At 57.9% G+C, this 25390-nt stretch carries 23 protein-coding genes; 16 read left to right on the top strand and 7 right to left on the bottom strand.

Annotated features, from left to right (window positions below):
* Positions 1-5: 5 nt before the first annotated feature.
* Entirely contained in the window at positions 6-1283 is a 1278-nt protein-coding gene (locus CE636_RS16490; RefSeq protein ID WP_017900126.1) for a serine dehydratase subunit alpha family protein, read from the bottom strand.
* A gap of 370 nt (positions 1284-1653) precedes the next feature.
* Here CE636_RS16490 and psiE point away from each other — a divergent pair, with 370 nt between their 5' ends.
* The gene (gene psiE / locus CE636_RS16495; RefSeq protein WP_017900125.1) at positions 1654-2064 is read left to right on the top strand and encodes a phosphate-starvation-inducible protein PsiE; all 411 of its coding nucleotides are present in this window, start codon (positions 1654-1656) and stop codon (positions 2062-2064) included.
* 192 nt (positions 2065-2256) lie between these two features.
* Here the strand turns inward: psiE and malG are convergent, their stop codons facing one another.
* The 3 genes from malG to malE all read right to left on the bottom strand — a co-directional run bounded on the left by malG (position 2257) and on the right by malE (position 6156).
* Entirely contained in the window at positions 2257-3147 is an 891-nt protein-coding gene (gene malG / locus CE636_RS16500) for a maltose ABC transporter permease MalG (protein WP_002884725.1), read from the bottom strand.
* A gap of 156 nt (positions 3148-3303) precedes the next feature.
* The gene (malF, locus tag CE636_RS16505; protein WP_017900124.1) at positions 3304-4848 is read right to left on the bottom strand and encodes a maltose ABC transporter permease MalF; all 1545 of its coding nucleotides are present in this window, start codon (positions 4846-4848) and stop codon (positions 3304-3306) included.
* A 117-nt stretch (positions 4849-4965) separates the two neighbouring features.
* Positions 4966-6156: a maltose/maltodextrin ABC transporter substrate-binding protein MalE gene (malE, locus tag CE636_RS16510; protein WP_004206285.1), complete on the bottom strand. Its 1191-nt coding sequence runs from the start codon at positions 6154-6156 to the stop codon at positions 4966-4968.
* A 370-nt stretch (positions 6157-6526) separates the two neighbouring features.
* Between malE and malK the strand changes: the two genes are divergently transcribed.
* The 5 genes from malK to ubiA all read left to right on the top strand — a co-directional run bounded on the left by malK (position 6527) and on the right by ubiA (position 11619).
* The gene (malK, locus tag CE636_RS16520; protein ID WP_002884743.1) at positions 6527-7636 is read left to right on the top strand and encodes a maltose/maltodextrin ABC transporter ATP-binding protein MalK; all 1110 of its coding nucleotides are present in this window, start codon (positions 6527-6529) and stop codon (positions 7634-7636) included.
* Positions 7637-7721: 85 nt separating this feature from the next.
* Complete coding sequence (locus CE636_RS16525; protein ID WP_002884747.1) at positions 7722-9011, top strand: maltoporin; 1290 nt, start codon at positions 7722-7724, stop codon at positions 9009-9011.
* Positions 9012-9125: 114 nt separating this feature from the next.
* Positions 9126-10055 carry a maltose operon protein MalM gene (gene malM / locus CE636_RS16530; RefSeq protein ID WP_008807310.1) on the top strand — a complete coding sequence of 310 codons (930 nt, stop codon included), beginning with the start codon at positions 9126-9128 and terminating at the stop codon, positions 10053-10055.
* A gap of 187 nt (positions 10056-10242) precedes the next feature.
* A complete protein-coding gene (ubiC, locus tag CE636_RS16535) occupies positions 10243-10740 on the top strand; it encodes a chorismate lyase (RefSeq protein ID WP_017900123.1) in 498 nt (165 codons plus the stop codon).
* A gap of 12 nt (positions 10741-10752) precedes the next feature.
* On the top strand, positions 10753-11619 hold the full coding sequence (gene ubiA, locus CE636_RS16540; protein ID WP_002884808.1) for a 4-hydroxybenzoate octaprenyltransferase: 867 nt from the start codon (positions 10753-10755) through the stop codon (positions 11617-11619).
* Positions 11620-11680: 61 nt separating this feature from the next.
* Here the strand turns inward: ubiA and plsB are convergent, their stop codons facing one another.
* Positions 11681-14104, bottom strand: coding sequence for a glycerol-3-phosphate 1-O-acyltransferase PlsB (plsB, locus tag CE636_RS16545; RefSeq protein WP_017900122.1), 2424 nt, complete (start codon positions 14102-14104; stop codon positions 11681-11683).
* 129 nt (positions 14105-14233) lie between these two features.
* Here plsB and CE636_RS16550 point away from each other — a divergent pair, with 129 nt between their 5' ends.
* The 4 genes from CE636_RS16550 to CE636_RS16565 all read left to right on the top strand — a co-directional run bounded on the left by CE636_RS16550 (position 14234) and on the right by CE636_RS16565 (position 17164).
* Entirely contained in the window at positions 14234-14602 is a 369-nt protein-coding gene (locus CE636_RS16550) for a diacylglycerol kinase (protein WP_004206290.1), read from the top strand.
* Between the two features lie 122 nt (positions 14603-14724).
* Positions 14725-15333 (top strand): transcriptional repressor LexA, encoded by a 609-nt coding sequence (gene lexA, locus CE636_RS16555; protein ID WP_004206291.1) that lies wholly within the window; start codon positions 14725-14727, stop codon positions 15331-15333.
* 69 nt (positions 15334-15402) lie between these two features.
* Positions 15403-16719, top strand: coding sequence for an MATE family efflux transporter DinF (gene dinF / locus CE636_RS16560; RefSeq protein WP_004206292.1), 1317 nt, complete (start codon positions 15403-15405; stop codon positions 16717-16719).
* Between the two features lie 235 nt (positions 16720-16954).
* On the top strand, positions 16955-17164 hold the full coding sequence (locus tag CE636_RS16565; RefSeq protein WP_004206293.1) for a CsbD family protein: 210 nt from the start codon (positions 16955-16957) through the stop codon (positions 17162-17164).
* Between the two features lie 95 nt (positions 17165-17259).
* Here the strand turns inward: CE636_RS16565 and zur are convergent, their stop codons facing one another.
* Positions 17260-17775, bottom strand: coding sequence for a zinc uptake transcriptional repressor Zur (gene zur, locus CE636_RS16570; protein ID WP_004206294.1), 516 nt, complete (start codon positions 17773-17775; stop codon positions 17260-17262).
* 248 nt (positions 17776-18023) lie between these two features.
* Here zur and CE636_RS16575 point away from each other — a divergent pair, with 248 nt between their 5' ends.
* The 3 genes from CE636_RS16575 (at position 18024) to pspG (ending at position 19994) form a co-directional block, all read left to right on the top strand.
* Positions 18024-18512 carry a cupin domain-containing protein gene (locus CE636_RS16575; protein WP_004206295.1) on the top strand — a complete coding sequence of 163 codons (489 nt, stop codon included), beginning with the start codon at positions 18024-18026 and terminating at the stop codon, positions 18510-18512.
* Between the two features lie 100 nt (positions 18513-18612).
* Positions 18613-19611, top strand: coding sequence for a tRNA dihydrouridine(20/20a) synthase DusA (dusA, locus tag CE636_RS16580; RefSeq protein WP_017900120.1), 999 nt, complete (start codon positions 18613-18615; stop codon positions 19609-19611).
* A 140-nt stretch (positions 19612-19751) separates the two neighbouring features.
* Entirely contained in the window at positions 19752-19994 is a 243-nt protein-coding gene (gene pspG / locus CE636_RS16585; RefSeq protein ID WP_017900119.1) for an envelope stress response protein PspG, read from the top strand.
* Positions 19995-20175: 181 nt separating this feature from the next.
* Here the strand turns inward: pspG and CE636_RS16590 are convergent, their stop codons facing one another.
* Complete coding sequence (locus tag CE636_RS16590; RefSeq protein ID WP_004177848.1) at positions 20176-21159, bottom strand: quinone oxidoreductase; 984 nt, start codon at positions 21157-21159, stop codon at positions 20176-20178.
* Between the two features lie 169 nt (positions 21160-21328).
* Between CE636_RS16590 and dnaB the strand changes: the two genes are divergently transcribed.
* From dnaB to tyrB, 3 genes are all read left to right on the top strand, one after another.
* Entirely contained in the window at positions 21329-22744 is a 1416-nt protein-coding gene (gene dnaB / locus CE636_RS16595) for a replicative DNA helicase (RefSeq protein ID WP_002884942.1), read from the top strand.
* A gap of 31 nt (positions 22745-22775) precedes the next feature.
* The gene (gene alr, locus CE636_RS16600; protein ID WP_017900118.1) at positions 22776-23855 is read left to right on the top strand and encodes an alanine racemase; all 1080 of its coding nucleotides are present in this window, start codon (positions 22776-22778) and stop codon (positions 23853-23855) included.
* 177 nt (positions 23856-24032) lie between these two features.
* The gene (gene tyrB, locus CE636_RS16605) at positions 24033-25226 is read left to right on the top strand and encodes an aromatic amino acid transaminase (RefSeq protein WP_017900117.1); all 1194 of its coding nucleotides are present in this window, start codon (positions 24033-24035) and stop codon (positions 25224-25226) included.
* The last annotated feature ends 164 nt before the right edge of the window (positions 25227-25390 follow it).

Below are 25390 nucleotides of genomic sequence, written 5' to 3' on the forward strand. Positions count from 1 at the left end.
TGGTCTTATTTGCTGACCATAATACGAATGATCTCTTTATCAGTTTGCGCCATAGGCTTAATCACGAGGCGGCACAGGTTATTAATCGACTGTTCGACGTCGGCGCAGACAATGCCGTCGTTGGCGCTGGCGCAGCGGTTTTGCATCGCCATCAATACAGATTTAAAGGCGCTGGAGACCACCGAGGACACCTTCATCGCGCAGCTGTTGGAGGCGCCATCACAAATCATGCCGGTAACATCGCTAATCATATTGATGATGGCGGTGTTGATGGTTTCGATATTGCGGGTAAACAGCCATGCCATACCGGCGGCGGCGCCCATGGCGGCGGTGGAGGCCGCGCACAGTGCGGACAGGCGGGTATAGCGCGAATGGATGGAAATGGCCGTCAGATGCGAGAGCGCCAGCGCGCGAGCGAGCGTCTCTTCATCGGCATTCAGATGCTCGGCGACGGTTACCACCGGCATGGTCGCCGCGATCCCCTGGTTGCCAGAGCCGAAGTTCGACATAGCGACCACCGGGGCGCCGCCCATACGCGCATCGGAAGCCGCGACGGTGTTGATAATGACCTCACTCATTAAGTCATTGCTTAACAAACCATTTTTAACAGCTTCAGAGAATGTTCCGTTAATATTCAACCCATACTTTTTCGATTTTCCTTCTGCAGCCAGTGCGCTATTGAGGCGGGCGGCTTCCAGAATAAACGTAATATTCTCAACCGGGGTGGAGATAATAAAGTCATACGCTTCCTGGAGAGAGAAAGTTGGCAGTTCGGCCTGCGCTGTGGCGCTATTTTCCCCGGCGTGTAATGGCTGCTGTTCGCCATTAATATATAACTCGACCACATTGGTATGCGTGCCTTTTACCACGACGCGACAGGTCTGGTCACCGGCGCTGAGGGTGAGATCGAGATGAATAAAGTCAGGCGTGTCCTGGACGTCAATATTAACGTGGCCGGCGTCCACCAGCGCTTGTGCCTGTTCCACATGCTGTGAAGTAATGCCTGCCAGGGTCTGTAATCCCTTATCGGCATCGCCGCCAAAGGCGCCGATGGCGGCGGCCAGCGCGACGCCATTCACTGTCGTGCCGGGAATCGTGACGCCCATGGCGTTTTTATACAGGTTGGCAGAAATAAAACCGCTAATTTTTTCGCAGGGTATCGCTAAATGTTTCGCGGCGTAAGCGGTGGTAAATGAAATAGCAACGGGTTCAGTACAACCTAATGCTGGTACGACTTCTCGCTGTAGCCAGCGAATAAAAAGAGAGGATGTTTGGTCAGACATTATTATGATTCCTGGACGTAAGATGATGAGGAAATATGCTAAGGGAATCGGCAGAAAAAAACCTTCTCAAATAACCCTTTATTTATTAAGGTCTGGAGAAAAATTTTATTTTTAGCCATATCTAAACATGCAGGCTTGTATGTAAATTAAGCTATTGATTAACAATGATTGTATAAGCAAATTTTTATGCAAATCATGGGAATCAGTTATGTCGATCACACGCCGTTAAGGAGAGCATTTTTCTCTTTTGCCGAAATCCTGCCCTGAGGGCGCAAAAATTTAAAGCCCACGCGGTGAGGGGTAACTGTAGATCTGGATCACACTTTTGCGCTATACCGGACGCAACAAGGACTGATTATGAGGTGTGAATATGTCGTTGGTTTATCGCCCACTGGTGAATTTTATCGCCACTGCGATGCAAACGGTTTTGAATCTTGGGCTGCTGTGCCTGGGGATTATCCTGATCGTCTTCCTCGGTAAAGAGACGCTGCATCTGGCCGATGTCCTCTTTACCCCGGAGCCGACCAGTAAGTACCGGCTGGTGGAAGGTTTGGTGGTCTACTTTCTCTACTTCGAGTTTATCGCGCTGATCGTCAAGTATTTTCAGTCGGGGTTCCATTTCCCGCTGCGCTATTTTGTCTATATCGGCATCACCGCGATTGTGCGTCTGATCATCATCGACCATGAGTCGCCGATGGCGGTACTTATTTATTCCGCCGCGATCCTGATTCTGGTGATTACGCTCTGGCTGTGTAACTCTAATCGCCTGAAACGCGAATAAAAAAAAGCGGCCTCCAGGGCCGCTGACCAACAGTCACAAATAGAATTTATGTAGGGTCCAGTTGAGGATAGCAGTGGCATTGGCCTTACTTTTTCAGCTGAGGGCGACGGCGACAATACCCGGTTGGGGTCGTGTATTGCGGCTAGACCGTCGGCCCTCCTCTGAAATTTGGGGCCGGTGTTACAAAAAAACTTAACCTTTCACCCCGCCCGCCGTCAGGCCGTTCACCAGCCAGCGCTGCGCCAGCAGGAACACGACCGTAATCGGGATGGCGGAGAGTACCGCCGCGGCGGCAAAGTCGCCCCACAGATAGTTCTGCGGGTTGAGATACTGTTGCATACCTACCGCCAGGGTATAGCTGTTCACATCGCGCAGCAGCAGCGAGGCGACCGGCACTTCGGTGATAGCAGCGATGAACGACAGAATAAAGACCACCGCCAGAATCGGCACCGACAGCGGCAGCAGTACGAGGCGGAACGCCTGCCATGGGGTCGCGCCATCCAGCGCCGCCGCTTCTTCCAGCGAGCCATCGATGGTTTCGAAGTAGCCTTTGATGGTCCAGACGTGCAGGGCGATACCGCCCATGTAGGCAAAGATCACGCCGCCGTGGGTGTTGAGGCCGACGAACGGGATGTACTGGCCCAGGCGGTCAAACAACGCGTACAGCGCCACCAGCGACAGCACCGCCGGGAACATCTGGAAAATCAACATCCCTTTCAGCAGGGTCGCTTTCCCCGGGAAGCGCATACGGGCAAAAGCGTAGGCGCAGGTGGTGGAGAGGGCGACGATACCGATCGCGGTAATCCCGGCGACCTTAATCGAGTTCCACAGCCACAGCAGGACCGGGAACGGCGGCGGCGTGACGCGGCCATCCGCGTGTTCGACGCTGAAGCCTAACGCCAGACGCCAGTGCTCCCAGGAGATGGTATCCGGGATCAGGCTGCCGGTGGCGAAGTTACCCTCGCGCAGCGAGATGGCGATAACCATCAGCAGCGGAAACATAATCGCGGCGATAAAAATCAGTAGCAGGAGATGCGTGGTAAATAAACGTAGCTTCTGCGATTTGGGTTGGACCATAGCCATTGTAATTTTACTCCCCTTGACTTCGCACCAGGCTATTTTGCTTGCCATTTTGAACTCGGGCAGTGCTCAGAATCCTCACGTACTACGTGTACGCTCCGGTTCTTCCGCGCTGGCCGAGTCCAAACTGCCCGCGCCAATAACGCCTGGTTATTCCAATTAATCAAACTTCATGCGTGTGGCTTTCAGGTTCACAATCGCTAACGCGCCAACCAGCAGGAAGATAAGCGTTGCGATAGCCGCCGCCAGGCCGAAGTCCTGACCGCCGCCGCCTTCAAAGGCGATACGGTAGGTGTAGCTCACCAGCAGGTCGGTATAACCGGCCGGGGTGGTGGTGCCGAGACGGTCCGGACCACCGTTGGTCAACAGTTGAATCAGGACGAAGTTGTTAAAGTTAAAGGCGAAGCTGGCGATCATCAGCGGCGTCAGCGGCTTAATCAGCAGCGGGAAGGTAATTTTAAAGAAGTTCTGGAACGGGCCGGCGCCATCCATTGCCGACGCTTCGTACAGATCGTCCGGAATCGCCTTCAGCAGCCCCATGCACAGGATCATCATGTACGGGTAGCCCAGCCAGGTGTTGACGATGATGATCATGGTGCGCGCGGTGGTCGGGTCGCTAAACCACGCCGGCTTAATGCCGAACAGCGTGCTGAGCATCATGTTGATTTCACCAAAGCTCTGGTTGAACAGACCTTTGAAAATCAGAATCGAAATAAATGACGGTACGGCATACGGCAGAATCAGCAGGACGCGGTAAATCGCTTTGCCTTTCAGTGCTTCCCACTGCACCAGGCAGGCAAGGATCATCCCCACCGCGACGGTCAGCACCACGGTCAGCACCGAGAACACCACCGTCCAGACGAAGATCGCGAAGAACGGTTTCTGGATGCCTTCATCGTGGAAGACGCGGGTAAAGTTGTCCCAGCCGATAGTCACGGTGTAGCCCGGGCTCAGCTTTTCTGTGCCCCAGCTACCGTCGGCGTTGATGGCCTGGTAGAAACCAACGTCGTTGTTCGGGCGGTATTTGACGTGGGTTTGATTGTTGGTCAGCACGCCGTTTTCGCCAAGCGTATACAGCGGTTGGGTGCCGGAGAACTGGCGCAGCGAGCTCATGATCACTTTGCTGTCATCAGGCAGCACGGCGGTCAGCTGGTTCAGCGCGGTGCGGTTCTGGGTAATGACGCGCAGGTTGGCGCGCTCGCCTTCCGGCAGGGCGTCGGTTTCTTTTAACGCCAGCTTCTGCTCGCCGCCGAATTTAAAGGCGTCGGAAAGGTAGTTTTTACCGCTCTCACCGTCGGTCAGGGCCAGCTTCCACTCGTCGCCTGCCGGGATCAGCGTGAAGTTATAGGCTTTGCCGGCCTGGAAGGAGCGATCCATCAGCACCTGCTGCGCGCGCTCAAAGGTCAGCTGGTTGGTGCTGCTGTAGTTGGTGAACGCGATAGCGATAGTACAGATCAGCGGAAACAGGACAAACAGGCCCATGCCGGCGAGGCCGGGATAGACATAGCGCCAGGCATAAGCCTTGCGGTTAGCGAAAATATACAGGCCAACTGAGCTTAAAATCAGCGTCATGATGGCGAACAGGTACTCCCCCTGGGCGTACATCAAAACAACAAGGTAACCCACCAGCAGGCACAGTAAGCCAATCACAGACCATGTGAGTTGCGGACTTTGCCACCAGTGTTTCTTTTTAACGGCATCCATGGGGATCATCCTCTACAGCGGTGAAAGCTTATTTGTCAGGTGGCGCTTCGCTTACCTGACCTACGGTCCGAGCCGTAGTGGTAGGGCGGGTAAGCGCAAGCGCCACCCGCCGTTTTCTTACTTGGTGATACGGCTCTGGGCATCCTTCAGCGCAGCATCGACAGTCTGACGACCGCTGGCGGCGTTGATAACCGCGGTACGAACGGCATACCAGAAGGCAGACATCTGTGGGATGTTAGGCATGATTTCGCCTTTCTGGGCGTTCGCCATGGTGGCGGCGATGCGCGGATCTTTTTCCAGTTTTTCCTGGAAGGATTTCAGCGCCACGGCACCCAGCGGTTTGTCGTTGTTAACCGATTCCAGACCCTGATCGGTCATCAGGTAGTTTTCGAGGAACTCTTTCGCCAGCTCTTTATTCGGGCTGGCGGCGTTGATCCCCGCGCTCAGCACGCCAACGAACGGTTTCGATGGTTTGCCTTTAAAGGTCGGCAGCAGGGTCACGCCGTAGTTAACCTTGCTCTTATCGATGTTAGACCACGCCCACGGACCGTTGATGGTCATCGCGGTTTCACCTTTGTTGAAGGCCGCTTCCGCGATGGAGTAATCGGTATCGGCATTCATGTGCTTGTTCTTGATCAGGTCAACCAGGAAGGTCAGGCCCGCTTTCGCGCCTGCGCTGTCCACGCCGACGTCTTTCACATCGTACTTGCCGTTTTCAAACTTGAACGCGTATCCGCCGTCGGCAGCGATCAGCGGCCAGGTGAAGTACGGTTCCTGCAGGTTGAACATCAGCGCGCTCTTACCTTTCGCTTTCAGTTCTTTATCCAGCGCCGGGATCTCTTCCCAGGTCTTCGGCGGGTTCGGCACCAGGTCTTTGTTGTAAATCAGGGACAGCGCTTCCACCGCGATCGGGTAGGCGATCAGTTTGCCGTTATAGCGAACGGCATCCCAGGTGAACGGATAGAGTTTGTCCTGGAACGCTTTGTCCGGGGTGATTTCCGCCAGCAGGCCGGACTGCGCGTAGCCGCCGAAACGGTCATGCGCCCAGAAGATGATGTCCGGGCCGTCGCCGGTCGCCGCAACCTGCGGGAATTTCTCTTCCAGCTTGTCCGGGTGTTCTACGGAAACTTTAATGCCGGTGTCTTTTTCAAACTTTTTACCCACTTCAGCGAGGCCGTTGTAGCCTTTGTCGCCGTTAATCCAGATAACCAGCTTACCTTCTTCAATTTTCGCGAGGGCAGAGGCGGAAAACATCATCGTGGTCAGTGCCGACAGCGCGAGGATGCGAGCGCCAGTTTTGATTTTCATATACCCGTCCTTTTTGGTGTTGTACTCGTGGATACACTTCGGTGGCTTAACGATGATGAGTTTCCTTTTTTAACAACCCCTTTCCATCCTCCCCAGGTCTACGCCCCACCCGCTGGTTGTGTGATCTCCATTGCAAAAACGGCCGTATTGCGTCCTGGAGCACAGAAAAAAGCGCCCAATTTTGTCGCCTCCATCACGAAATCACGCGCCGCCCGCCATCCCCCGCGGCGAGAGCCAATCTCTCATCCTCCCATCTCCTCCCCCATAAAAAAGCCGGGGGGTGGAGGATTTGCCCGGCTAATGAATGCCGCATAGTCGACCCATCTTGAATGTGACTGTTAGTGACAGGTTGTAACGAAGGGAGAAGGGCATGGCGAGCGTACAGCTGCGAAATGTAACGAAAGCCTGGGGTGACGTGGTGGTATCGAAAGATATCAATCTCGATATCCACGAAGGGGAATTCGTCGTGTTTGTCGGGCCATCGGGCTGCGGCAAATCTACCCTGCTGCGTATGATTGCCGGGTTAGAAACTATTACCAGCGGGGACCTGTTTATCGGGGACACCCGCATGAACGAGATCCCACCGGCAGAACGCGGCGTTGGGATGGTATTCCAGTCTTATGCGCTCTATCCCCACCTTTCCGTTGCGGAAAATATGTCGTTTGGCCTGAAGCTGGCCGGCGCGAAAAAAGATCTGATTAACCAGCGGGTGACCCAGGTTGCGGAAGTGCTGCAGCTGGCCCATCTGCTGGAGCGTAAACCGAAAGCCCTCTCCGGCGGTCAGCGCCAGCGCGTGGCGATTGGTCGTACCCTGGTGGCTGAGCCGAGCGTCTTCCTGCTGGATGAGCCGCTTTCCAACCTCGATGCCGCCCTGCGCGTCCAGATGCGTATCGAAATCTCCCGTCTGCATAAGCGACTGGGCCGCACCATGATCTATGTCACCCACGATCAGGTGGAAGCGATGACCCTCGCGGACAAGATCGTGGTCCTCGACGCTGGCCGGGTGGCGCAGGTCGGGAAACCGCTGGAACTCTATCACTATCCGGCTGACCGCTTCGTCGCCGGCTTTATCGGTTCACCGAAGATGAACTTCCTGCCGGTTAAAGTCACCGCGACGGCTATCGATCAGGTGCAGGTTGAACTGCCGAACCGTCAGCAAATCTGGCTGCCGGTGGACAGCGCCAACGTTCAGGCGGGCGCCAACATGTCCTTAGGTATCCGCCCGGAGCATTTACTGCCCAGCGATATCGCCGATGTGACCCTCGAAGGTGAGGTTCAGGTCGTCGAGCAGTTAGGTCACGAAACGCAAATTCATATCCAGATCCCCGCCATCCGTCAGAACCTGGTTTACCGCCAGAACGACGTGGTGTTGGTAGAAGAGGGAGCCACATTCGCCATCGGTTTGCCGCCAGAACGTTGCCATTTATTCCGTGAGGATGGCACCGCTTGTCGTCGGCTGCATAAAGAGCCGGGCGTGTAAGGCTTCCCATTAAAAAAAGGCGCGAACCCGGCTGGCGGTACACCGGCGAAGCGTGCAAAGAAAAGCAATGATCTCAGGAGATAGAATGATGATTACTCTGCGCAAACTTCCACTGGCGGTCGCCGTCGCGGCAGGCGTTATGTCTGCTCAGGCGCTGGCTGTCGATTTCCATGGCTACGCGCGTTCCGGCATTGGCTGGACCGGCAGCGGCGGCGAGCAACAGTGCTTCAAAGCGACCGGCGCTCAAAGTAAATATCGTCTTGGTAACGAATGTGAAACCTATGCGGAACTGAAGCTGGGCCAGGAGCTGTGGAAGGAAGGGGATAAGAGTTTTTATTTCGATACTAACGTTGCCTATTCCGTGAATCAGGAAGATGACTGGGAAAGCACCTCTCCGGCGTTCCGTGAAGCCAACATCCAGGGTAAAAACCTGATCGACTGGCTGCCGGGCTCCACGCTGTGGGCGGGTAAACGCTTCTATCAGCGTCATGACGTTCACATGATCGACTTCTACTACTGGGATATCTCCGGCCCGGGTGCAGGTCTGGAAAACGTTGACCTTGGCTTCGGTAAGCTCTCTCTGGCCGCTACTCGTAACTCAGAAAGCGGCGGCTCTTATACTTTCTCCAGCGATGACACCAAAAAATATGCTGCGAAAACTGCCAACGACGTCTTTGACATCCGTCTGGCGGGCCTGGAAACCAACCCGGGCGGCGTGCTGGAGTTAGGCGTCGATTACGGCCGTGCTAACCCGCAGGATGACTACCGTCTGGAAGACGGCGCGTCGAAAGACGGCTGGATGTGGACCGGTGAACATACTCAGTCCATCTGGGGCGGCTTCAACAAGTTTGTCGTTCAGTACGCCACTGACGCAATGACCTCCTGGAACAGCGGCCACTCTCAAGGGACCAGCATCGATAACAACGGCAGCATGATCCGCGTTCTGGATCACGGCGCGATGGACTTCAACGATGACTGGGGCCTGATGTACGTTGCGATGTACCAGGACGTGGATCTGGACAGCAAAAACGGCTCCACCTGGTATACCGTGGGTGTTCGTCCGATGTACAAATGGACGCCGATCATGAGCACCCAGCTGGAAATCGGTTACGACAACGTGAAATCCCAGCGTACCAGCGAAAACAACAACCAGTACAAAATTACTCTGGCTCAGCAATGGCAGGCAGGGAACAGCGTCTGGTCTCGTCCGGCTATCCGTATCTTCGCAACCTACGCGAAGTGGGATGAAAACTGGGGCTACAGCAACACCTCCGGTCTGCAGACAAAAGACAGCAGCGGAAGCGGCGCTTTCACCTCCAGCCGCGGTGACGACAGCGAAGTTACCTTCGGTGCCCAGATGGAAGTGTGGTGGTAATACCGTCCGCAGGACGGGTGTAACCTGGGAGGGGCATCGGCCCCTCCTGACTATTCAGGGTTAGCGCGCTATTGCCTGGCTACCGCTAAACCGATGCTATCCAAGGTGAGAAGAATGAAAATGAAGAAAACTCTCGTCGCTCTGTGTTTATCCGCAGGGATGTTGGCATGCGTGCCGGGGATGAGCCTTGCCGATGTTAACTTTGTACCGCAGAACACCAGCGCCGCGCCGTCTATTCCAGCCAGTGCGCTGCAGCAGCTGATCTGGACGCCTGCCGATCAATCGAAGACGCAGAGCGTAGATTTAACCACCGGCGGTCAACGCCTGGATGTACCGGGGATCGTCGGACCGGTCGCCGCCTGGAGCGTGCCGGCCAATATCGGTGAGCTGACCCTGACCCTCGACAGCGAGCTGAACAAACATAAGCAGATTTTTGCGCCGAACGTGCTGATTCTCGACCAGAACATGACGCCAGCGGCGTTCTTCCCCAGCAACTACTTCACCTATCAGCAGCCGGGCGTGATGACTGCCGATCGCCTGGGCGGCGTGATGCGCCTGACTCCGGCGCTGGGCCAGCAGAAGCTCTATGTACTGGTGTTTACCACTGAGAAAGATCTCCAGCAGACCACCACCCTGCTGGATCCGGCGAAAGCCTATGCCAAAGGCGCAGGCAATGCGGCGCCGGACATCCCGGATCCCATCGCCAAACATACCACCGATGGCGTGCTGAAGCTGAAAGTGAAAACCAACAGCACCTCCAGCGTGCTGGTGGGGCCGCTGTTCGGCTCCTCCGGCCCGGGCCCGGTCACCGTCGGTAACACCGCGGCGCCGGTAGCCGCGCCAGCCGCCGCAGCTGCTGCTGCGCCGGCCGCTAAAAGCGAACCGATGCTCAGCGATACCGAAACCTACTTCAACAACGGTATTAAGCAGGCGGTGAAACAAGGTGACATCGATAAAGCCCTGAAATTGATGAACGAAGCTGAGCGCCTCGGCTCGAAATCCGCTCGTTCCACCTTTATCAGCAGTGTAAAAGGCAAGGGGTAATCGTCTCCCCACAATGCTGATGTTTAGGCACAGCCTTTAGGTGCATCCTCCGGGATGCACCTTTTTTTGCACGCGCGGCGGCCTGTTGCATGGCTGTTGCGTGAATGATCGTATATTGACGTTTGCCCGCCACCAACCGCCTATTCTGCGATACAATGCTCTCACGTTATGTACCGGAGAATCAGGCATGTCCCATCCTGCGCTTACGCGACTGCGTGCGCTGCGCTATTTTGCCGTTATGCCGCCCCTGGCGCCGCCTCTGAGTGACTGGCTGCTGCTGGAGGACTCAATGACCCAGCGTTTTGAGCAACAAGGAAAGCAGGTCACCGTCACCCTGGTTAACGAAGGGTATATCGGGCGTGAGGCGCTGGCTGACGAAGCGGCGCTGTTGCCCGACGAGCCGCGCTATTGGCTGCGGGAGATTATACTCAATGCCGACGGTGAGCCCTGGCTGGCCGGGCGCACGGTGGTGCCGGAGTCGACGTTGTGTGGGCCGGAGCTGGCGCTACAGCAGCTCGGGCAGACCCCGCTGGGGCGATACCTGTTCACGTCGTCGACGTTAACCCGCGATTTTATTGAAATTGGTCGCGATGCAGCGCTGTGGGGACGTCGTTCCCGCCTGCGGCTAAGCGGCAAACCCCTGCTGCTGACCGAGCTGTTTTTGCCTGCGTCGCCGTTGTACTAAGAGGAAGAAAAAATGGAGTGGAGTCTGTCGCAGAATAAGCTGTTGGCGTTTCATCGCCTGATGCGCACTGACAAACCGATCGGCGCCTTGCTGCTGCTGTGGCCGACGCTGTGGGCGCTATGGGTGGCCTCGCCGGGCGTCCCGCCGCTGTGGATCCTGGCGGTCTTTGTCGCCGGCGTCTGGCTGATGCGTGCCGCCGGCTGCGTGGTGAATGACTATGCCGATCGAAAATTTGATGGTCACGTAAAGCGTACCGCCCGCCGTCCGCTGCCGAGCGGCGACGTCACCGAGAAAGAGGCGCGAACGCTGTTTATCGTTCTGGTGCTGCTCTCCTTCCTGCTGGTGCTTACCCTCAACACCATGACGATTTTGCTGTCGGTGGCGGCGCTGGCGCTGGCGTGGGTCTATCCGTTTATGAAGCGCTACACCCATCTGCCGCAGGTGGTGCTGGGGGCGGCCTTTGGCTGGTCGATCCCGATGGCCTTCTCGGCCGTCAGTGAATCGCTGCCGCTGAGCTGCTGGCTGATGTTCCTCGCCAACATTCTGTGGGCGGTGGCCTACGATACCCAGTATGCGATGGTGGATCGCGATGACGACGTCAAGATCGGCATTAAATCGACGGCGATCCTGTTCGGCGAAAACGATCGTCTGATTATCGGTATCCTGCAGGTGGCCGTGCTGGCGCTGATGGGCGCGGTGGGCTGGCTGAATGGGCTGGGCTGGGAATACTACTGGTCGCTGTTCGTGGCGGCGGGTCTGTTTGGCTGGCAGCAGAAGCTTATCTTCAATCGCGACCGCGATAACTGCTTTAAAGCGTTTATGAACAATAACTACGTCGGGCTGGTGCTGTTCCTCGGCCTGGCGATGAGCTACCTGTAAAACCCCTGTCCCCATCCCCCCGGTTTTCCGGGGGGGCGGCGGTGGGACGGCAAACGCCGCGTTACGCGTCGTCCTGCGTGACGCTTTCGATCGTCAGACGTACATCCGATGTAATCAAATCCGCCAGCATCCGGTAGACCTTCAGGGTCTCTTCCGGCTCGGCATCGCCCGTATCGCTGATATAGCCTTCATCGCGCAGGGTCAACACCAGGGTACTGAACACTGCTTTGTCGAAGAACTCCGGCGCGTTGATGCCATGCAGCACCGACAGGCGCTGCGCCACGGTACGGCTCTCTTTCTCCAGCGAGCTGCGGTTGATCGACGGGTTAGCGCTCAGCAGCCAGAAGGTGATGGCGTAGCGCTGCAGCGTCTCGCGAGCGCCTGCGGCCAACAGCTGCAGGGAGCGAGAGTGCGACGGGTTAAGGCTCATCACATCGCCATCGATGACGATCAGCTCCTGACGCAGCATCTCGGCAATCAGCGCATCCATTACTCCGGCCAGCTCCGCTTTCTCCCAGCGCAGGAACAGCTCGGCTTTGAGGAACGGATAGAGCGTTTCCACATGGCGCAGCACTTCGGCGCGGCTGAGATGCCGATGCTGAGTCACCAGGGCGGCTAACAGCGACGGCATCACCAGCATATGGGCGATGTTGTTGCGATAGTAGGTCATCAGCACCGCCTGCTCGCGCGGCAGAATGATGATGTCGCCAATGGTGTCCTTTTCAACTTCGAACTTGTTCATCTGCAGCGCATGGTCGATAAGCTCGCTGGCCGAAGCGGACGGCGCGGTGGCATCCGGCGAATAGGGCACATTGCGCAGCAGCGCGAGATAACACTCCAGCTGCTGGGTGAGCTGCTCACGGGTCAGCGAACGCTGGCGGGAGGCCAGCAGCGCCGTACAGCACAGGTTCATGGCGTTGGCCGCGCCGGCGTTGTTGATGCGCACCATCAGGTCAGCGGCGATGTTATTCACCGTCGGCGTCAGCCAGGAGGGGCGGACCGCTTCGATCGGGTCAATCGCTTCCCGCCACTCCGGCACATGGTGGTTCAGGTAGGTCATCAGCGGCAGCGGTTCGCCGAAGTTAACGTAGCCCTGGCCAAGATTGCGCAGCTTGCTTAAGCCGCGCACCATCTGCGGCAGACTCTCTTTCTCTTTGGTGGCGCCGCGCAGCTCTTTGGCATAGGTCCCCACCTCCATCACGTGCTCGTAGCCGATATAGATCGGCACCAGAGTGATCGGCCGGGTGCCGCCGCGCAGCATCGCCTGGATGGTCATCGACAGCGTACCGGTCTTCGGATCGAGCAGACGGCCGGTACGGGAGCGGCCGCCTTCGACGAAATACTCCACGGAATAGCCGCGGCTGAACAGTTCACCAAGGTACTCGCGGAACACCGTGGAGTAGAGCTTGTTGCCCTTAAAGGTGCGGCGAATAAAGAACGCGCCGAGGCGGCGGAAGATTGGCCCGGCCGGCCAGAAGTTAAGGTTGATACCCGCCGCGATGTGCGGTGGCACCAGCCCCTGGTGATACAGGACGTAAGAGAGCAGCAGATAGTCCATGTGGCTGCGGTGGCAGGGGACATAGACAATCTCATGGCCGTCGTGCGCCAGCTGGCGTACGCGCTCGGCGTTATGCACGTTGATGCCCTGATACAGGCGGTTCCAGGTGAAGCCGAGAATGCGGTCGGTCAGGCGGATCATCTCGTAAGAGAAGTTCGCGGCAATCTCTTCCATCAGTGCAATCGCGTTCTGCTGGGCCTTCTCGTGGGAAATTTTCTTGCTGCGCGCTTCGTCTTCCACCGCACGGGCAATGGCCTTCGACGCCAGCAGCTTGTTAAACAGATCCTGGCGGGCCGGCAGACGCGGGCCGACGGCGGCCAGGCGCTGGCGGGCAAAATGCATCCGCGCGACGCGAGCCAGCTTTTGGGCGATGATCTTATCGGTACCGTGCTCATCGGCCATGCGGCGCAGCGATACGGAAGGCGAGAAGCGCACGAAGCTGTCGCGGCCGAGCCAGGAGACGGCGAAAAATTTCTGAATGCCGTTAAGCATCCGCAGCGGCGGATTGACTTCCCCTTTCTCACGACCCGGCGAGCGGCCGAACATCACCGACACCGGCACCATTTGCACATCGAGATCCGGATGGTTGCGGTGCAGATCGAGGTAGTCGTGGAACAGCTTGATGGACTCTTCTTTTGGCGTGTAATAGGTGAATACGCGCGGCCCGCCGTGGATGAATACGTAGCGCGGCAGCAGGGCGCCGTCGATTTCCAGCGGTTCTAGCGGGTCAGGTAAATCATGCGCCAGGCATTGGGCGCGCAGCGTCAGCAGGTCCGCCTTGGAGTTATAGGGCAGGACGTACATGACCGGACGCGAGGTATCGAGTCCTAATTCCTGAGCAGGCTCTGCCGGAATAGACTTGCTTTTTACCAGCACCCGTAATGGTAAATTCAGTAATTTATAGTAAATTCGTTGCCAGCCGGACATAAACGATGTGAAGCCTCTGGTTAATCATGCAAATGCGCGGCAAGAATAACAGAAAGCGGGCAAAATTTCCGTTACCGCGCGGCAAACGCGTACACTCATCGACGTCATTTACATAAAAAAGGTTTTGTGATGGCCAATAATACCACCGGGTTAACCCGAATCATTAAGGCGGCAGGTTACTCCTGGAAAGGATTTCGCGCGGCGTGGATCAACGAGGCCGCGTTTCGTCAGGAAGGCGTCGCCGCCATTGTGGCCGTCGCAATAGCCTGCTGGCTGGACGTCGACGCCATCACCCGCGTATTGCTGATTGGCTCGGTCCTGCTAGTGATGATAGTCGAAATTCTCAACAGCGCGATTGAGGCGGTCGTGGACCGTATTGGCTCGGATTATCATGAGCTTTCAGGGCGCGCCAAAGACATGGGGTCGGCGGCTGTCCTGCTGGCGATTATCATCGCGCTGATCACCTGGGGAACGCTGCTGTGGAGCCATTATCACTAACGTTCTTCGCTAACCCTCGCAAAATATAAACAATCTGCCGATTTTTGTGTGCCATGTGGTTCCAAAATCACCGTTAGCTGTATATACTCACAGCATAACTGTATATACACCCAGGGGGCGGAATGAAAGCGTTAACGACCAGGCAGCAAGAGGTGTTTGATCTCATTCGGGATCATATCAGCCAGACGGGCATGCCGCCGACGCGTGCGGAGATCGCTCAGCGCTTGGGGTTCCGTTCCCCAAACGCGGCGGAAGAACACCTGAAAGCGCTGGCGCGTAAAGGCGCAATCGAGATCGTCTCCGGCGCCTCGCGCGGTATCCGCCTGCTGACGGAAGAAGAGCATGGCCTGCCGCTGATCGGCCGCGTCGCCGCCGGTGAGCCGCTGCTGGCGCAGCAGCATATTGAAGGCCACTATCAGGTCGACCCGTCGATGTTCAAGCCCAACGCCGATTTTCTGCTGCGCGTCAGCGGGATGTCGATGAAAGACATCGGTATTCTGGATGGCGATCTGCTGGCGGTCCACAAAACCCAGGATGTGCGCAATGGTCAGGTGGTGGTAGCGCGCATTGACGATGAAGTGACGGTCAAGCGCCTGAAAAAGCAGGGCAACGTCGTCGAACTGCTGCCAGAAAACAGCGAGTTTACCCCTATCGTTGTCGATCTGCGTCAGCAGAGTTTTACCATTGAGGGTCTGGCCGTTGGCGTGATCCGTAATGGAGAATGGCTGTAACGCCTGCCCCTGCGCAGCGTCATCTGATGCATGACGCTGCGACGTTTGTCCTCAATCAGGTCCCTGAACATGCTGCTCAACGCTGCCGATAAAGCGCTGTGGCGCCTTGCACTCCCCATGATTTTCTCCAATATCACCGTCCCGCTGCTGGGGCTGGTGGATACCGCAGTGATCGGCCACCTTGACAGCCCGGTATACCTCGGCGGCGTCGCGGTCGGAGCAACGGCCACCAGTTTCCTGTTTATGCTGCTGCTGTTTCTGCGCATGAGCACCACCGGGCTGACCGCTCAGGCCTGGGGGGCCAAAGATCCGCTGCGACTGGCGCGGGCGCTGGTGCAGCCGCTGGTCCTGGCGCTGGGCGCCGGGGTGGTGATTATCCTGTTTCGCCTGCCGTTGATTAACCTCGCCCTGCATATCGTCGGCGGCAGCGAGGCGGTTCTCGAGCAGGCGAGACGGTTTCTCGAAATCCGCTGGCTCAGCGCGCCCGCCTCGCTGGCCAACCTGGTGCTGCTCGGCTGGCTGCTGGGGGTCCAGTACGCCCGGGCGCCGGTGATTTTGCTGGTGGTCGGTAATCTGTTGAATATTGTGCTCGACCTGTGGCTGGTGATGGGCCTGCGGATGAACGTCCAGGGGGCGGCGCTGGCCACGGTCACCGCGGAGTACGCGACCCTGATTATCGGCCTGATGATGGCGAAGCGGGTGCTGACGCTGCGCGGCGTGTCGCTGGCGATGCTGAAAAACGCCTGGCGCGGAGACATGCGCCGTCTGCTGGCGTTGAATCGCGACATCATGCTGCGCTCCCTCCTGCTGCAGCTGTGCTTTGGCGCGCTGACCGTCTTCGGCGCCCGGCTGGGCAGCGATATCGTGGCGGTCAACGCCGTACTGATGACCATGCTGACTTTTACCGCCTACGCGCTGGATGGCTTTGCCTATGCCGTGGAGGCCCACTCCGGCCAGGCCTACGGCGCGCGCGACGGCAGCCAGCTGCTGGAGGTGTGGCGGGCGGCCTGCCGGCAGTCCGGTATGGTGGCGCTGGCGTTTGCCCTGGTTTACAGCCTGGCGGGGGGGCACATCATCGCGCTGTTAACCTCGCTGCCTTCCCTGCAGCAGCTGGCCGATCGCTATCTGATCTGGCAGACGATCCTGCCGGTGGTCGGGGTCTGGTGCTATCTGCTGGACGGCATGTTTATCGGCGCGACGCGCGGCGCGGAGATGCGGAACAGCATGGCGGTCGCCGCGGCCGGCTTCGCCGTGACGCTGCTTACGGTCCCGGTGCTCGGCAATCACGGCCTGTGGCTGGCGCTGGCCGTGTTTCTCGCCCTGCGCGGCCTGTCGCTCGCGCTGATCTGGCGCCGCCACTGGCGACGCGGCACCTGGTTTAGCTAGTTATTGCCGTTCATAACGGCTATCCATGAATTCCCGCGGTTGCGCACCGCTTACCGGGGCAACTCAGTAGCCCGGCTCAGCGTAGCGCAAGCCGGGGAAATCTCCTCAGCCTTATCCATCGGTATGGTGGTTAAAAATTCCGAATAACGAATCGGCGCCAGCATTCTCATCTATAGTTAATACCATGTCCGGCACAAAACGGGCTGTAAACCCACCGAATGATGAGGACGTTATCATGAATAAAGACGAAATCGGCGGTAACTGGAAACAGTTGAAAGGTAAAGCCAAGGAACAGTGGGGCAAACTTACCGATGATGATATGACCGTAATCGAAGGGAAGCGCGACCAGCTGGTCGGCAAAATTCAGGAGCGTTACGGCTATGCGAAAGATCAGGCTGAGAAAGAAGTCTCAGACTGGGAGCATAAGAACGACTATCGCTGGTAGCGTTCCTTGATCCGAAGAAAGAAGCATTTGTGTTAGTGCCTGTCTGAATGGCGCAGGGACGCGCCGTTAACCCTTTTTCCCGCTGCGGCTGCCGCTCAGCGGGCTTTCTTTTTGAGCTGAATAGTATGATCGTGGTGGCAGTGTCCCGGCGTGCTGCAGGCTTCTACTTCCACGCAGCTCGCGCAGAGGCCGTGAGCTTCAATCACATTGTGGCGCAGGGCGAAGCCCATTCTGGCCGCCAGCGTATGCATGATATCTTCCACCCCTTCAGCCGCCTCTTCCTTCACCACGCCGCAGCGGTCGCAGATAAACATGGCCGAGCTGTGGGTCGGCTGGTCAAAGAGATGACACAGCACATAGCTGTTGGTCGATTCCACCTTGTGGACAAAACCCTGCTCGAGTAAGAACTCCAGCGCGCGGTAGACCGTCGGCGGCTTCGCCTGCGGCTCTTTCTCGCGCAGCAGATCCAGCAGGTCGTAGGCGCTGATTGCCCCTTGCTGCAGGCTCATCAGGCGCAACACTTCCAGACGCTGTGGGGTCAGGCGTACGCCGCGTTGCGCACACAGCTTTTCAGCATGCGCTAACATCTCTTGCGAAGGGGTCTTATCCATGAGCATCCTCAGGTTGCGTGAAATTGAATCTGTTACTTTATCACGTTCCGCGGAAAACGCCGAGACCCGACGGGTGATGCGGGTCATACTTCAGGTTGTCGGTGCCTGCGCCAGTTCCGGGTGCTGGCCGCTGACGCTCGTGGAGGCTGCGCCTTAGCCGGCCGCTAAAACCGTCATGCCCGATTTAATCGCAACACGCCTGACCCAGGTATGCTATATCTGAAGTGTCTCATTTTCGGGAGAAAACGATGAAACGACCTGATTGCATTCGCCACTGGCGCGAACTGGAAGGGCCCGACGATGCCACTTATCCCGACAGCCCGGAGCGTTTTTCCATTGGCGCGCCGCTGGGGCGCGGTTTACGCCTCAATCGGTTGGGGATCCACCACGAGAGACTGCCGCCCGGGCGGCGCACCTCTTACCCGCACGCGGAGAGCGATGAGGAAGAGTTCATCTATGTGCTGGAGGGCTATCCGGAAGTGTGGATAAACGGCTATCTCTGGAAACTGGAGCCGGGGGACAGCGTGGGTTTTCCCGCTGGTACCGGCATCTGCCACACTTTTCTCAATAACACCGAGCAGGAGGTTCGTCTGTTGGTGGTGGGTGAGGCCAACAAAAAGTACAACCGAATTTACTACCCGCTCAATCCTGGCTATGCCGCGACGCGCCAGGATCGCTGGGTTGACCATCCGCCGCAGTTCTTTGGCCCACATGACGGCAAACCGCGGATAAAGTAATCGACACCGGGAAGGGGCGAAGCGCGGCGCACTACGCGCCTGTGGTTTATCTTTATGCTATAGTAGCGCCCCTTTTTACCCGGATGCTTATTTATTCGCCATGATGCCTGAATCAACGTCACCTGTTTTCCCTGCTCATCGCTTCTCCATCGCGCCGATGCTCGACTGGACTGACCGACATTGCCGCTACTTCCTGCGGCTGCTGTCGCGGCATACGCTGCTGTATACCGAAATGGTGACCACCGGGGCGATTATTCATGGCAAAGGCGACTACCTGGCGTATAGCGAAGAAGAGCACCCGGTCGCACTGCAGCTCGGCGGCAGCGACCCGCAGGCCCTGGCGCAGTGCGCGAAGCTGGCCGAGGCGCGCGGCTATGACGAGATCAATCTCAACGTCGGCTGCCCCTCCGATCGCGTGCAGAACGGGATGTTTGGCGCCTGCCTGATGGGTAACGCGCCGCTGGTGGCCGACTGTATCAAAGCGATGCGCGATGTGGTGTCGATCCCGGTCACGGTGAAGACCCGTATCGGCATCGACGACCAGGATAGCTATGAATTCCTCTGTGATTTCATTGAGACGGTCTCCGGCAAGGGCGAATGTGAGATGTTTATTATTCACGCCCGCAAAGCCTGGCTCTCCGGTCTGAGCCCGAAAGAGAACCGCGAGATCCCGCCGCTGGATTACCCCCGCGTCTGGCAGCTGAAGCGTGACTTCCCCCACCTGACGATGGCGATTAACGGCGGTATCAAATCGCTGGATGAAGCCAGAATGCAGCTTGAGCATATGGATGGGGTGATGGTCGGGCGTGAGGCCTATCAGAATCCGGGTATTCTGGCTTCGGTCGACCGGGAGATTTTCGGCGTCGCCGGCGCGGATGCCGATCCGGTGGCCGTCGTGCGGGCCATGTACCCGTATATTGAGCGCGAGCTCAGCAAGGGCACCTATCTGGGCCATATCACCCGTCATATGCTGGGACTGTTTCAGGGTATCCCAGGCGCCCGCCAGTGGCGTCGCTACCTGAGCGAAAATGCGCATAAACCCGGCGCCGACATTGCGGTGCTGGAGCAGGCCCTAAAGCTGGTGGCCGATAAGCGTTAGTTTCTCACCAAAACCTGGTGAAATTGACCACGCCTCGCACACTATTGCGGGGCGTTTTCTTTTAAATTCAGTTTGTTATTGTTGGCATGTTTTTTGTAATACCTGCAGAGCGACATATTAATGACTGTGGGGAGAGAGCCATGCTGGAACTGTTATTTGTCATCGGATTTTTTGTCATGCTGCTGGTCACCGGCGTATCGCTGTTGGGGATTATCGCCGCCATCGTGGTGGCTACGGCGCTGATGTTCGTCGGCGGTTTGTTTGCTTTAATGATCAAATTGCTGCCGTGGCTGCTGTTGGCGGTGGTGGTGGTGTGGGTTATTCGGGCGCTGAAAACCCCGGAGGGAAACGCTTTTCGCGACAATAACCGTTGGCGTTACTAAGGTATTGAGGGGTGTGTCACAACCTGAACAATTTTGCACAGAACCGCGTAGGCATCGCTACGCAAATCTGTCACTATTAGCGCGTTAACGAATTCATCGCGCTGTACCCTACATACAGCCGAACTAAAAAAAAGTAAGGGCTTCCCAGGTGGAAGCCCTAAACTTTTGTTCTTTTGTCCGCTTACGGCAGCAGCAGACTCGACCCCTGTGTCACCCGGCTCTCCAGAACTTCATGCGCCCGTCGCGCTTCGGTCAGCGGATAGGTCTGACTCTCCGGCACGTCCACTTTGATTACTCCACTGGCGATCAGCGAAAACAGCTCACTGCAGGCTTCAGCCAGCTCTTCCCGGTTGGTGATATAGCCCTGCAGCGATGGGCGGGTGACGTACAGAGAACCTTTCTGATTCAGGATCCCCAGATTAACGCCGGTCACCGGGCCGGAGGAGTTGCCAAAGCTGACCATCAGGCCGCGGCGCTGCAGACAGTCCAGAGAGGCTTCCCAGGTATCTTTCCCTACCGAGTCATAGACTACGGCGACCTTCTTACCGTCGGTGAGCGCTTTGAGCCGCTCCGCGATAGGTTCTTCGCGATAGTTAATCACCTGCCAGGCGCCCGCCGCTTTGGCGCGCTGCGCCTTCTGCGCGCTGCCGACGGTGCCGATAAGTTTCGCCCCCAGCGCTTTCGCCCACTGACAGGCAATCAGCCCCACGCCGCCGGCGGCGGCATGAAACAGGAACATCTCATCAGGCTTAATTTCGTAAGTTTTACGCAACAGATACCAGACCGTTAATCCTTTGAGGAACGACGCGGCGGCCTGTTCGAAAGAGATGGCGTCCGGCAAGACCGCCGCTTTATCGGCCAGCACATTGTGCACCGTGCTGTAGGCGCCGAGCGCCGACTGGGCGTACACCACCCGATCGCCTGCCTTAATGTGCGTCACCCCATGGCCGACTTTACTGACGATGCCGGCCGCCTCGGTGCCCAGACCGCTCGGCAGCGACGGCGGCGGATAGAGGCCGCTGCGAACATAGGTGTCGATATAATTGATGCCGATAGCTTTGTTTTCGACCTGAATTTCATGCTCCGCAGGATCGCGAGGGGTAAACTCAACCGCCTGAAGCACCTCCGGCCCCCCGTGTTTTGAAAATTCGATGCGTGTTGCCATGTTCGCTCCTGTGTTGTTCTGAGATTATCCAGTAAGCTTAACAGCCTGCGGCGGCAGCGACGGATTTTCTTACCCGCCTCAGGCCAGCCATGCTTAATGGGTTCTTTAGCGGCAATGGCTTTCTCGCTATACTGTCACGCTCTTTTCCGTATCGGTGAAATGTTAGGCTATGGCAGGAAATAAACCCTTCAACAAACCACAGACAGAAACCCGCGAACGCGATCCGCAGCTCGCCGGGCTGAAAGTCCCGCCGCACTCGATTGAAGCGGAGCAGTCGGTGTTGGGCGGTTTAATGCTGGATAACGAGCGCTGGGACGACGTTGCCGAACGCGTCGTTGCCGACGACTTTTATACCCGTCCGCATCGTCATATTTTTACCGAGATGGCGCGCCTGCAGGAGTCGGGCAGCCCGATTGACCTGATCACCCTTGCGGAGTCGCTGGAGCGTCAGGGACAGCTGGACAGCGTGGGCGGCTTTGCCTATCTGGCGGAACTGTCCAAAAATACCCCCAGCGCGGCGAACATCAGCGCCTATGCCGACATCGTGCGCGAACGCGCGGTCGTGCGCGAGATGATCTCGGTGGCCAATGAGATCGCCGAGGCCGGCTTCGACCCGCAGGGGCGAACCAGCGAAGATCTGCTCGATCTCGCCGAGTCCCGCGTCTTTAAAATCGCTGAAAGCCGGGCCAATAAAGACGAAGGGCCGAAAAACATCGCCGATGTCCTCGACGCCACCGTCGCCCGTATCGAACAGCTGTTCCAGCAGCCGCATGACGGCGTTACCGGGGTCAACACCGGCTACGACGACCTCAACAAAAAGACCGCCGGCCTGCAGCCGTCGGATCTGATTATCGTCGCCGCCCGTCCGTCGATGGGTAAAACGACCTTCGCGATGAACCTCGTGGAAAACGCAGCGATGCTGCAGGACAAACCGGTACTCATCTTCAGTCTCGAGATGCCCTCCGAGCAGATCATGATGCGTTCTCTGGCCTCGCTGTCGCGCGTCGATCAGACCCGCATTCGTACCGGTCAGCTGGACGATGAAGACTGGGCGCGGATCTCCGGCACCATGGGCATCCTGCTGGAAAAACGTAACATCTATATCGATGACTCCTCCGGCCTGACGCCGACGGAAGTGCGTTCCCGCGCGCGGCGTATCGCCCGCGAGCATGGCGGCATCGGGCTGATTATGATCGACTACCTGCAGCTGATGCGCGTGCCGTCGCTCTCTGACAACCGTACCCTGGAGATCGCCGAAATCTCCCGCTCGCTGAAGGCGCTGGCCAAAGAGCTACAGGTGCCGGTGGTGGCGCTGTCGCAGCTGAACCGCTCATTGGAACAACGTGCCGATAAACGTCCGGTCAACTCCGACCTGCGTGAGTCCGGCTCTATCGAACAGGATGCCGACTTAATCATGTTCATTTACCGTGATGAGGTCTATCACGAGAACAGCGATCTTAAGGGCATCGCGGAAATTATCATTGGTAAACAACGTAACGGCCCGATCGGCACCGTGCGACTGACCTTCAACGGTCAGTGGTCGCGTTTCGATAATTATGCCGGTCCTCAGTATGATGATGAGTAACCCTTCCTCCTTCTTTTATTAAGGAATTCAAATGCAAGCGGCAACTGTAGTTATCAACCGCCGCGCTCTGCGACACAACCTGCAACGTCTGCGTGAACTGGCGCCTGCCAGCAAACTGGTTGCGGTGGTGAAAGCGAACGCCTACGGACACGGTCTTCTTGAGACCGCGCGAACGCTGACCGACGCCGACGCTTTTGGCGTCGCCCGCCTGGAAGAGGCGCTGCGCCTGCGAGCGGGGGGGATCGCGCAGCCGATTCTTCTGCTGGAAGGCTTTTTTGCGGCGGAAGACCTGGCGGTGATCGCCGCTCAGCGTCTGCATACCGCGGTGCATAGCCCCGAACAGCTGGCGGCCCTGGAGCAAGCCGATCTCCCCGAGCCGGTGACCGTGTGGATGAAGCTGGATACCGGCATGCATCGCTTAGGGGTGCGTCCGGAGGAAGCCGAGGCGTTTTATCAGCGTCTGAGCCAGTGCAAAAACGTCCGCCAGCCGGTTAATGTGGTGAGCCACTTCGCCCGCGCCGATGAGCCGACCTGCGGCGCCACCGAACGCCAGCTGGATATTTTCACCACCTTTACCGAAGGCAAGCCGGGATTGCGCTCTATTGCCGCCTCGGGCGGTATCCTGCTGTGGCCGCAGTCGCATTTTGACTGGGTGCGTCCGGGCATTATCCTGTATGGCGTGTCGCCGCTGGACGATCGCTCCACCGGGAAAGATTTTGGCTGTCAGCCGGTGATGACCCTGACGTCCAGCCTGATTGCCGTGCGCGAGCATAAAGCAGGGGAGCCCGTCGGCTACGGCGGCACCTGGGTCAGCGAACGCGACACGCGTCTCGGCGTGGTCGCGATGGGCTATGGCGACGGTTATCCGCGCGCCGCGCCGTCGGGCACCCCGGTGCTGGTTAATGGCCGCGAAGTGCCGATTGTCGGCCGGGTGGCGATGGATATGATCTGCGTTGACCTCGGCCCGCAGGCCCAGGATAAAGCCGGCGACGCGGTGGTGCTGTGGGGAGAGGGACTCCCGGTAGAGCGCATCGCCGAGATAACGAAAGTGAGTGCTTACGAACTTATTACGCGACTGACCTCCCGCGTCGCCATGAAATACCTCAACTAAGCCTTGTTCGTACCGGATAGCTCAGACGCTTATCCGGTACGCTATCGGTATAGCCGCGGACAAAAAAGCGGTTTATACCGCTGCGCGGTCACTTTCCCCTCAACATCCTCTCGACCTGCCGTCATATCCGGTTTATTGTGTAAGAACCTGCCCCATGTAAACCTGGAGATACATCGCGTGTTTCAAAAAGTTGACGCCTGCGCCGGCGACCCTATTCTTTCTCTGATGGAACGCTTCAAAGAAGACCCGCGAAGCGACAAAGTCAACCTGAGTATCGGGCTGTATTACAACGATGACGGCATTATCCCGCAGCTGCAGGCGGTGGCGGAAGCGGAAGCGCGCCTGAACGCCGAGCCGCACGGCGCCTCGCTGTATCTGCCGATGGAAGGGCTGAGCGGCTACCGCCAGGCAATTGCGCCGCTGCTGTTTGGCGCGGAGCATAGCGCGCTTAAGCAAAACCGCATCGCCTCCATTCAGACGGTCGGCGGTTCGGGCGCGCTGAAGGTCGGGGCCGACTTCCTCAAACGCTACTTTCCTGAGTCTCATGTCTGGGTCAGCGACCCGACCTGGGAAAACCACATTGCCATATTTGAAGGGGCTGGCTTCGAAGTAAGTACTTACCCCTGGTTTGATAAAGCCACCAACGGCGTGCGCTTTGAAGCGCTGCTGGCGACGCTGCAAACGCTGCCGGCGCGCGACATTGTGCTGCTGCACCCCTGCTGCCACAACCCGACCGGCGCCGACCTGACGCCGGAACAGTGGGATCGTGTGGTGGAGATCCTGAAAGCGCGTCAGCTGATCCCGTTCCTCGACATCGCCTACCAGGGCTTTGGCGCAGGGCTGGAAGAGGATGCCTACGCCATTCGCGCCATCGCCAGCGCCGGGATGCCGATGCTGGTCAGCAACTCGTTCTCCAAAATTTTCTCCCTGTACGGGGAGCGCGTCGGCGGCCTGTCGGTGGTCTGTGAAGACAGTGAAACCGCAGGCCGCGTGCTTGGCCAACTGAAGGCCACCGTGCGCCGCAACTACTCCAGCCCGCCGAGCTTTGGCGCGCAGGTGGTGGCGACGGTGCTGAACGATGCCGGGCTGAAATCCACCTGGCAGGCGGAAGTGGACGCCATGCGCGCGCATATCCTGACTATGCGTCAGGCGCTGGTCGACGCGCTGCAGCAGGTTGCCCCGGGCAGCGATGTGGATTACCTGCTCAAGCAGCGCGGGATGTTCAGCTACACCGGCTTCAGTGCGGCGCAGGTGGATCGCCTGCGCGACGAGTTTGGCGTCTACCTGATTGCCAGCGGACGCATGTGCGTGGCGGGGTTAAACTCACGTAATGTTCAGCAGGTCGCGAAAGCCTTTGCCGCGGTAATGTAAGCCGCTCTCCAGCAGGTTGTCTCTGCCGGTCAACGGGCAGGGGCAACCCCCTCTGATTGTGATCATCCTCTTTTTCTATGACATCTACGCGAAAAAGGCTTTTCATCCCTGTCGCCTGCGGGTAAGGTCGGGGCGTTACTAAGCATGCACATTATTGAAAACAA

The organism is Klebsiella sp. LY (genome assembly GCF_004010915.1).
Classification (GTDB): domain Bacteria; phylum Pseudomonadota; class Gammaproteobacteria; order Enterobacterales; family Enterobacteriaceae; genus Klebsiella; species Klebsiella quasipneumoniae.

Bases quoted from the DNA above. Each gene is read 5' to 3' on its own strand.
- plsB (WP_017900122.1), bottom strand. From the start codon at position 14,104: ATGTCCGGCTGGCAACGAATTTACTATAAATTACTGAATTTACCATTA.
- ubiA (WP_002884808.1), top strand. From the start codon at position 10,753: ATGGAGTGGAGTCTGTCGCAGAATAAGCTGTTGGCGTTTCATCGCCTG.
- dnaB (WP_002884942.1), top strand. From the start codon at position 21,329: ATGGCAGGAAATAAACCCTTCAACAAACCACAGACAGAAACCCGCGAA.
- CE636_RS16590 (WP_004177848.1), bottom strand. From the start codon at position 21,159: ATGGCAACACGCATCGAATTTTCAAAACACGGGGGGCCGGAGGTGCTT.
- malF (WP_017900124.1), bottom strand. From the start codon at position 4,848: ATGGATGCCGTTAAAAAGAAACACTGGTGGCAAAGTCCGCAACTCACA.
- malG (WP_002884725.1), bottom strand. From the start codon at position 3,147: ATGGCTATGGTCCAACCCAAATCGCAGAAGCTACGTTTATTTACCACG.
- pspG (WP_017900119.1), top strand. From the start codon at position 19,752: ATGCTGGAACTGTTATTTGTCATCGGATTTTTTGTCATGCTGCTGGTC.
- CE636_RS16490 (WP_017900126.1), bottom strand. From the start codon at position 1,283: ATGTCTGACCAAACATCCTCTCTTTTTATTCGCTGGCTACAGCGAGAA.
- lexA (WP_004206291.1), top strand. From the start codon at position 14,725: ATGAAAGCGTTAACGACCAGGCAGCAAGAGGTGTTTGATCTCATTCGG.
- dusA (WP_017900120.1), top strand. From the start codon at position 18,613: ATGATGCCTGAATCAACGTCACCTGTTTTCCCTGCTCATCGCTTCTCC.
- malE (WP_004206285.1), bottom strand. From the start codon at position 6,156: ATGAAAATCAAAACTGGCGCTCGCATCCTCGCGCTGTCGGCACTGACC.
- CE636_RS16525 (WP_002884747.1), top strand. From the start codon at position 7,722: ATGATGATTACTCTGCGCAAACTTCCACTGGCGGTCGCCGTCGCGGCA.
- zur (WP_004206294.1), bottom strand. From the start codon at position 17,775: ATGGATAAGACCCCTTCGCAAGAGATGTTAGCGCATGCTGAAAAGCTG.
- CE636_RS16565 (WP_004206293.1), top strand. From the start codon at position 16,955: ATGAATAAAGACGAAATCGGCGGTAACTGGAAACAGTTGAAAGGTAAA.
- ubiC (WP_017900123.1), top strand. From the start codon at position 10,243: ATGTCCCATCCTGCGCTTACGCGACTGCGTGCGCTGCGCTATTTTGCC.
- malM (WP_008807310.1), top strand. From the start codon at position 9,126: ATGAAAATGAAGAAAACTCTCGTCGCTCTGTGTTTATCCGCAGGGATG.
- CE636_RS16575 (WP_004206295.1), top strand. From the start codon at position 18,024: ATGAAACGACCTGATTGCATTCGCCACTGGCGCGAACTGGAAGGGCCC.
- malK (WP_002884743.1), top strand. From the start codon at position 6,527: ATGGCGAGCGTACAGCTGCGAAATGTAACGAAAGCCTGGGGTGACGTG.
- psiE (WP_017900125.1), top strand. From the start codon at position 1,654: ATGTCGTTGGTTTATCGCCCACTGGTGAATTTTATCGCCACTGCGATG.
- CE636_RS16550 (WP_004206290.1), top strand. From the start codon at position 14,234: ATGGCCAATAATACCACCGGGTTAACCCGAATCATTAAGGCGGCAGGT.
- dinF (WP_004206292.1), top strand. From the start codon at position 15,403: ATGCTGCTCAACGCTGCCGATAAAGCGCTGTGGCGCCTTGCACTCCCC.
- alr (WP_017900118.1), top strand. From the start codon at position 22,776: ATGCAAGCGGCAACTGTAGTTATCAACCGCCGCGCTCTGCGACACAAC.